The following is a 7,483-nucleotide window of genomic DNA, read 5'->3' on the forward strand; positions in this document are numbered from 1 at the left end:
CGAGGAGGAAGCGATGACACGCAGCGTGGATCTTGTTGTCGTCGGCTCCGGCGCTGGCGGTCTGTCCGCCGCCGTGACTGCCGCCGCAAAGGGGCTTACCGTGACCGTTCTGGAAAAGGCCGAGGTTCTGGGTGGCACCACCGCCTTGTCCGGGGGCTGGATCTGGGCGCCGCGCAATCCCATCGTCCGCCGTGCCGGCATCACCGAGCCCGCCGAGGCACCCCGGAACTACCTGCAGGAGGTGCTCGGCAACCGTTTCGAGCCCGAGCGAGTCGATGCCTTTCTTGCCGCCGCGCCCGAGATGGTAGAGTTCTTCGAGGCCGTGCCCGCGCTCGAATTCGAACCCGGGACCGCCATTCCCGACACTTACGGCCACCTGCCCGGCGCGGGCACCGGCGGGCGTTCGGTCATCGCCAAACCGTTTGACGGCCGCAAGCTGGGCGCGGACATCGAGTTGCTGCGGCTGCCTGCGCGCGAGACAACCTTCCTGGGAATGACGATCCAGGCCGGGCCCGATCTGCGCGCCTTCATGACCATGACCCGCTCGCCCCGCGCCTTTCTTCATGTGACGCGCCGCGTCATGCGCCATGTCCGCGATCTCGCCCTGCATGGGCGCGGCATGGACCTGCGCAACGGCAATGCTCTGGTCGCCAGGCTGCTGCGCGCGGCGCTCGATCTCGGGGTCGAGCTGCGCCCCGGATGCGCGGTGCGCGCGCTGCAGCACGAGGACGGGAGCATCACCGGGGTCGCGCTTGGCGACGGCACACTGCTGCACAGCCGGGTCGGCGTGGTGCTTGCCACCGGCGGCTATCCCCATGACGCCGAGCTGCGGGCCGAGACCGTTCTGCGGAATGCCGAGCATCGGACGCTCGCCATCCCCGAGGCACGCGGCGACGGCATCGCCATGGCGCGGGGCATCGGCGCGCAGATGCGCCGCGACCTGGCCCGGGCGGCCGCACTCTGCCCGGTTTCCGTCATACCCTGGCCCGATGGTAAGTTCGGGACGTTCCCGCATATCATCGAGCGCGGGAAGCCCGGCGTGATCGGCGTTCTGGCGAACGGAAAGCGCTTCTGCAATGAGGGGCTGGGGTATCACGACTATGTCGACGCACTGCTCGGCGCCCTGCCCGAACACCAGCCCGCGCGGTCCTGGCTGGTCTGCGACTTTAGGTTCCTGCGCCGTTTCGGCTTGGGCGTCGTGCGCCCGCAACCGCTGCCATGGCGCCACTGGGTGCGCCGTGGCTACCTCAAGACGGGACGTGACCTGGCAGAGCTTGCACGGGCCTGCGGCATCGACGCGGCGGGGCTCGAAGCCACGGTGGCCGAGTGGAACCGCGGCGCGGCGCGCGGCGAGGATCCGCTCTTTCACCGCGGCACCACGCCCTACATGCGGTTGCAGGGCGACCCCGAGCAGCATCCGAATCCCTGCGTCGCTGCCATCAGCCGCGCGCCCTTTTTCGCAGTCGAGGTGGTGCCGGGCAGCTTCGGCACCTTCTGTGGACTCGCCACAAACGGGCGGGCGCAGGTTCTGGACACCGCGGGTGCGCCGATCCCCGGTCTCTGGGCCGCCGGAACCGACATGGCGAGCGTCTTCGGAGGGCACTACCCGGCGGGCGGGATCAACCTCGGCCCGGCGATGACCTTCGGCTTCATCGCCGGGCGCGACGCGGCGGCGCGTGGCGCATGAGCCGCAAGCTGAGCGTCGCGCATCTGACGGCCATCGACCTGGCGCCCGCCGCGCTGATCCGGGTGGCGGCGGAAGCCGGGTTTGACGGCGTCGGCCTGCGGCTCTTGCAAGTGACCCCAGACAGCCCCGGCTATCCGCTTTCGGACCACACCGAGCTGCGCGAGACCCGGAAAGCGCTGCGCGACACCGGCATCGAGGTCGCCGACATCGAGTTCCTGCGGCTGACGCCGGAGTTCAGGCTGGCCGAGGTGCTCCCGACGCTCGACACCGGCGCCGAGCTTGCTGCCCGCCATGTCATCGCCGCCCCCTACGACAGCGACCTGTCGCGGCTGGCAGACAGGCTGGCTGCGCTCGCCGAGGCGGCGGAGGACCGCGGCTTGCGCGCGGTGCTGGAGTTTTTTCCCTGGACCCCGGTGCCCGACCTCGCGGCCTGCCGGCAAGTGGTCGAGGCCGCGGGGCCACTGCCCGGGCTGCTGGTGGACAGCCTGCATTTCGACCGCTCCGCTTCGACCTTCGCCGAGCTGGCCGCAGTGCCGAAAGAGCGACTGCCCTTTGCCCACCTGTGTGATGCGCTGGTCCAGCCGCGCTATACCGAGGAAGAGCTGCTCGACACCGCCCGGCGCGAACGCCTGCCGCCGGGCGAGGGCGAAATCGCTCTGACCAATCTGCTTCGTAGCCTGCCCCGGGATATCCCGCTGGGCCTCGAAATTCCCGGCCCGCTGCGCGGTGGCGAGACCCACAGAGACCGCCTGCAACGCATCCATGGCGCAGCGCTCATGGAACTCAAGAAGGTTGGCCTCGGCAGTTGAGAGTTCGAAGCGCTCAATGACGTAATGCAAGGCGACACGCCGCGAGCAGAAGTCGTCATTAGGCTTACATCGCTGCCCCTCTGGCGGATCTTTCGGATAGGGCCAAATTGTGCAATAATTTCAGCGTATTTGTTTGCGCAGCCATGACGTTTCAGACCTGGGCCATCAGAAATCGAGCCCCAGGTCCAGCGTCCGCGCCGAATGGGTCAGCGCCCCGACCGAGATGTAGTCGATCCCGGTGGCCGCCACCTCGGCGATGCGCTCGAGTGTCATGTTGCCCGAGGCTTCGAGCACCAGCTGCCCGGCGGACATGGCCACCGCCTCGCGAAGGGCCCCGCTGTCCATGTTGTCGAGCAGTACCACGTCCGCGCCGCCCTCATCCAACACCTCGGCGAGCTGCGCGAGTGTGTCGACCTCGATCTCGATCCGCACCATGTGCGAGGCCTGCCCCTTGATCGCCCGCAGCACCGGGCGGATGCCCCCCGCTGCGGCGATGTGATTGTCCTTCACGAGGATGGCATCCGACAGCGAGAAGCGGTGGTTGAAGCCGCCGCCGTGCAGCACCGCCTGTTTCTCGACGATGCGCAGGCCCGGCGTGGTCTTGCGGGTGCAGGTGATGCGCGCCTTGGTGCCCGCCGTCTCGGCGACGAATGCGGCGGTGATCGTGGCGATGCCCGAAAGCCGCCCGGCAAAGTTCAGCGCCACGCGCTCGGCGGTGAGGATCGAGGCGGCATCGCCCTCGATCTCCATTAGCACGTCACCGGACGCGATGGCGCTGCCGTCTGACTTGTGGAGGGTCACCGCCAGCGCCGGATCGACCATGTGGAAGGCCATGCGCGCGATCTGCATGCCCGAGACCACGCCGGCCTCGCGGGCGCACAGCTGCGCACGGTAGCGGGTACCCGCCGGGATCACCGTGCGGGTCGTCAGATCGCCATAGGTGCCGAGATCCTCCATCAGCGCAGCCCGCACCAGCGGGTCTAGGATCATGTCGGGCAGCGAAGGCAGGGACATCAGGCGGGTTCCTTCTGAAGCGTGTCGCGGAGGGCCAGCGCCTCCGTCAGGGTCATGCGGCTGCGGGAGCCGATCTCGGCGGTGGCCTCGGAGGCGTCAGAGCGGAAATGCGCGCCCAGGCTCTCGCACCGGGCCAGAGCGGCGGAGGCGATCAGCGTCGCCGTGGCGGTCATGTTGGCGAGCGCTGCGCAATGCGGCTGGGCCGCCTCCACGACGGCGATCTCGCGCAGGCAGGCGGTGAGCCCCCCGGCATCGCGGATCACGCCCGCCCCCGCCGTCATGGCATTGCGCAGGCGGGCCACAAGTGCTGGATCGGGCGCTTCGGCGGGACCCGTGCTCGGCAGCGAAATTTCGGGGGCCTCGGCGGCCGGGCCAAGCGCCGCCGCGAGGTCCGCGGCGCAGCGGCGGGCGTAGACCAGCGCCTCGAGCAGCCCGTTCGAGGCCAGCCGGTTCGCCCCGTGCAGCCCGGTCGAGGCGACCTCGCCGCAGGCCCATAGCCCGGCAAGCGAGGCGCGCCCGGCGGCATCGGTGGCGATCCCGCCCATGTGGTAGTGTGCGGCGGCAGTGACAGGAATGAGTTGGGTGACAGGGTCGATCCCGGCGCGGTCGCAGGCGGTGGCAATCCCCGGGAAGTCCTCCCGGATCCGGGATCCGAGCGCGGCGCGCGTGTCGAGCATCGGGCGCAGGCCGGACTGGCTCTGAGCATAGACCGAGCGGGCCACCACATCGCGCGGGGCAAGGTCGAGGTCGGGGTGAACCCCTTCCATGAAGCGCTCCCCGAGCCGGTTGACCAGCACCGCGCCCTCGCCGCGCAGCGCCTCGGTAGCGAGCGGCGCTGGATCGAGCCCGATGTCCATGGCGGTGGGGTGGAATTGCACGAACTCCATGTCGGCCATCACCGCGCCGGCCCGGGCGGCAAGGCCCGCCACCTGCCCGCGGATGCGCACGGGGTTGGTGGTCAGCGCGTAGAGCCCGCCCGAACCGCCGCCCGCCAGCAGCACCGCCGGGGCGGTCACCGCCACCGGCGCGCCGCCCTGGGAGGGCGCCACCTCGACGCCGGTGACGCGGCCCGCGGCGCTGCGCAGCCCGGTCGCCAGCCAGCCCTCGAGCACCTGCACCGAGGGCGCGAGCCGCACCTGCGCCACCAACGCGCGCATGATCTCGGCCCCGGCCTGATCGCCGCGCACACGCACCACGCGGGCGAAGCCATGCGCCGCCTCGCGCGAGAGCAGGTAGCTCCCCGCCGCATCCCGATCGAAGGGCGCGCCGAGCCGGGTCAGCGACAGGATATGCTCGCGTGCCTCGCGGGTGACGGACTGCGCCACCTCGGGATCGACGAGCCCTGCCCCGGCGCGCAGCGTGTCGGCGGCATGGGCCGCGGGGCTGTCGGGAAGTGCCATGGCGGCGGCGACCCCGCCCTGCGCCCAGGCCGAGCTTGCGCCGGTGCCCAGCGGGTCGGGCGAGACCAGCAGCACCGGGCGCGGCGCCAGCGCCAGCGCGGCGTAGAGCGCGGCCAGACCCGCGCCGAGGATGACCACGCGGACGGTCGAAACCTGCTGCACCGGGTCAGGCCGCCTTGCGCTGCGACAGGTCGATCATCCGCTGCACGGCGAGGCGCGCGCCTGTCGCGACCGAAGCATCGACCTCCACCCCGCCTTCCATGCTGTGCAGTGACCAGAGCACCTTCTCGAGCGTGATCATCTTCATGTAGGGGCACATGTTGCAGGGGCCGACGAACTCGATCCCCGGCAGCGCGTCCGAGATGTTCGAGGCCATCGAGCATTCGGTGACCAGCATCGCCTTGTGCGGCTGCTCGCGGGTCACGTAGTCGATGATCCCGGCGGTCGAGCCCGAGAAATCCGCCTCGGCCACCACGTCGGGCGGGCATTCGGGATGGGCGATGATGCGGGTGTCGGGCTGCCAACTGCGGAAGTCGCGCAACTCGGCGGCGGTGAAGCGTTCGTGCACGATGCACGAGCCGTCGTACCAAACGATGGTCTTCTGCGGCACCTGCTTGGCGACGTTCTGCGCGAGGTACTTGTCGGGGGTCATGATGACCGTCTCGGCATCCAGCGCGGCGACGATCTGCGCGGCGTTCGACGAGGTGCAGCAGATGTCGGACGCCGCCTTCACCGCGGCCGAGGTGTTCACGTAGGTGACCACCGGCGCGCCCGGGTAGCGGCGGCGCATTTCGGCGATGCCCTCAGGGGTGATGCTTTCGGCCAGCGAACAGCCCGCGTCCATATCGGGGATCAGCACGGTCTTCTCGGGGCTGAGCACCTTCGAGGTCTCGGCCATGAAATGCACACCGCATTGCACGATCACGTCCGCTTCGACCCGTGTCGCCTCGATGGCGAGCTGCAGGCTGTCGCCGACCACGTCGGCGATGCCGTGGTAAATCTGCGGGGTCATGTAGTTGTGCGCGAGGATGACCGCGTTGCGCTCTTTCTTGAGCCGGTTGATCGCCTCGACATAGGGGGCGTGGATCGCCCAGTCGGCAGGGCTGACCACGCGGCTCATGGTGGCGTAGAGCCCGCTCAGCCGCTCCGCCGCCTCCAGCGAGGGGGCAAGGTCGTAGTGCTGGCCGAGCGTCTCGGCGATGGTCGTCTGGTCGAGCATGAACCTGCTCCTCCTCAGGGTCCGCGGTCCGGCCTTTGTGTCGGATTGACGACACAGGCGCCTAGGCCACGGAATAGCCCCATGTTGACGATGGAACAAGCTGTGCCGTGCCAACCAAAGTTGCCATCCCGATCTATGCGACCTCGAGCGGCCGCATGTGGATGGGGATCCCCTGCAGCCGGCCCGCTCAAAATGCGCCTGAAACGGCTCACTCCGAAGGGCTGTTTCTCGCGCGGCCCAGTGTCCAATTCTTGCTCGGCGGTTGAGACCTCAGTCCGCCGTCCAGCCGCCATCCACCAGCAGCGAGGTTCCCGTCACCAGCGACGACGCCTCCGAGCACAGGTAGACCACCGCCCCCATGATGTCCTCGACCTCGCCGACGCGTCCAAGCTTGATCTTGTCTTCGATCCAGGCGCGGCGCGCGGGGTCCGCGAGCGTCTGCTCGCCGAGAGGTGTCCGGATGAACGTCGGGCAGAGTGTGTTTATCCGCACGCCATGCGGGCCCCACTCGATGGCCATGGATTTCACCATGCCCTCCAGAGCGTGCTTTGAAGCGCAGTAGACGCCGCGGTCAATGCCCCCGACGTGGCCCATCTGGCTGCTGACGTGCACGATCGACCCGCGTGTGCCGCTGTCGATCATCCGGCGTGCCGCGGCGGTCGACAGGAAGTAGGCGGCCCGCAGATTGACATGCATCACCGCATCGAAGTCCTCGGGCGTCGTGTCGAGCGCCGGACCATGCCGCGCCATCCCGGCCGAGTTCACCACGATCTCGACGGCATCGATCGTATCCAGCGTCTCGCGCGTTGTGTCGACGTCGGTGATATCAAGGGGGAGCGCCTCGCAAGACAGGCCCTCGCGCTCCATTGCCTCGACCACTTCCGCCAGCGGTCCGGCCCGGCGCGCGACGCAGATCACATGGGCCCCCGCCCTAGCGAGTGCCGTGGCCGCGCCAAGACCGATCCCGGAGGTTGCGCCGGTCACCAGCGCGCGCTTGCCCCGGAGTGAGAAACTTGGTGTCGCCGGCAGCTGCATATCTGTTTCCTTCCTGCTTCAGTTATCCGACGGGCCCGGCCACGACTTGGCGCAGGCCGGACGCGTGCAGATCATTCGGCCGCCTCGCGATAGGGCGCGGCTCCGCCGAACGGTACGTCGATGCCCCCGTAGCGGCGAACGCGCAGGTTGCACTGCTCGGCATGACCCACGAAACCCTCGAGCATGCACAGGCGCGATCCATACTCGCCGATGGTTGCGGCGGCCTCGTCACTGGTGATCTTCTGGTAGCTGTGGGTCTTGAGGAACTTGCCGACCCAGAGCCCGCCGGTGTATCGCCCGGCCTTCTTGGTGGGCAACG

Annotated in this window: 7 protein-coding genes; 2 read left to right on the top strand and 5 right to left on the bottom strand. The window is 69.2% G+C overall.

What is annotated here, in order from left to right:
- Positions 1-13 precede the first annotated feature (13 nt).
- Both G0D83_RS22400 and G0D83_RS22405 read left to right on the top strand, forming a co-directional pair.
- Positions 14-1,687: an FAD-dependent oxidoreductase gene (locus G0D83_RS22400; protein ID WP_164196868.1), complete on the top strand. Its 1,674-nt coding sequence runs from the start codon at positions 14-16 to the stop codon at positions 1,685-1,687.
- Positions 1,684-2,496 carry a sugar phosphate isomerase/epimerase gene (locus G0D83_RS22405; RefSeq protein WP_164196869.1) on the top strand — a complete coding sequence of 271 codons (813 nt, stop codon included), beginning with the start codon at positions 1,684-1,686 and terminating at the stop codon, positions 2,494-2,496. Before G0D83_RS22400 ends, G0D83_RS22405 begins: the two co-directional genes overlap by 4 nt.
- A 165-nt stretch (positions 2,497-2,661) precedes the next feature.
- Here G0D83_RS22405 and nadC read toward each other — a convergent pair whose 3' ends face one another.
- The 5 genes from nadC to G0D83_RS22430 all read right to left on the bottom strand — a co-directional run.
- Positions 2,662-3,510, bottom strand: a complete 849-nt coding sequence (gene nadC, locus G0D83_RS22410; protein ID WP_164196870.1) for a carboxylating nicotinate-nucleotide diphosphorylase — start codon at positions 3,508-3,510, stop codon at positions 2,662-2,664.
- Complete coding sequence (locus tag G0D83_RS22415) at positions 3,510-5,072, bottom strand: L-aspartate oxidase (RefSeq protein ID WP_164196871.1); 1,563 nt, start codon at positions 5,070-5,072, stop codon at positions 3,510-3,512. Before G0D83_RS22415 ends, nadC begins: the two co-directional genes overlap by 1 nt.
- 4 nt (positions 5,073-5,076) lie before the next feature.
- A complete protein-coding gene (gene nadA / locus G0D83_RS22420) occupies positions 5,077-6,129 on the bottom strand; it encodes a quinolinate synthase NadA (RefSeq protein ID WP_164196872.1) in 1,053 nt (350 codons plus the stop codon).
- 270 nt (positions 6,130-6,399) lie between these two features.
- Positions 6,400-7,164 carry an SDR family NAD(P)-dependent oxidoreductase gene (locus G0D83_RS22425; protein ID WP_164196873.1) on the bottom strand — a complete coding sequence of 255 codons (765 nt, stop codon included), beginning with the start codon at positions 7,162-7,164 and terminating at the stop codon, positions 6,400-6,402.
- 71 nt (positions 7,165-7,235) lie between these two features.
- Positions 7,236-7,483: histidinol dehydrogenase (locus tag G0D83_RS22430; RefSeq protein WP_203595080.1), on the bottom strand; the 248-nt coding region annotated here is incomplete at its 5' end.

Origin of the sequence: Salipiger sp. PrR003 (genome assembly GCF_010500785.1) — a bacterium.
In the GTDB taxonomy this organism is placed as follows: domain Bacteria; phylum Pseudomonadota; class Alphaproteobacteria; order Rhodobacterales; family Rhodobacteraceae; genus Salipiger; species Salipiger pacificus_A.

Coding starts and splice junctions, on each gene's coding strand:
- G0D83_RS22400 (WP_164196868.1), top strand. CDS start 14: ATGACACGCAGCGTGGATCTTGTTGTCGTCGGCTCCGGCGCTGGCGGT.
- G0D83_RS22405 (WP_164196869.1), top strand. CDS start 1,684: ATGAGCCGCAAGCTGAGCGTCGCGCATCTGACGGCCATCGACCTGGCG.
- nadC (WP_164196870.1), bottom strand. CDS start 3,510: ATGTCCCTGCCTTCGCTGCCCGACATGATCCTAGACCCGCTGGTGCGG.
- nadA (WP_164196872.1), bottom strand. CDS start 6,129: ATGCTCGACCAGACGACCATCGCCGAGACGCTCGGCCAGCACTACGAC.
- G0D83_RS22425 (WP_164196873.1), bottom strand. CDS start 7,164: ATGCAGCTGCCGGCGACACCAAGTTTCTCACTCCGGGGCAAGCGCGCG.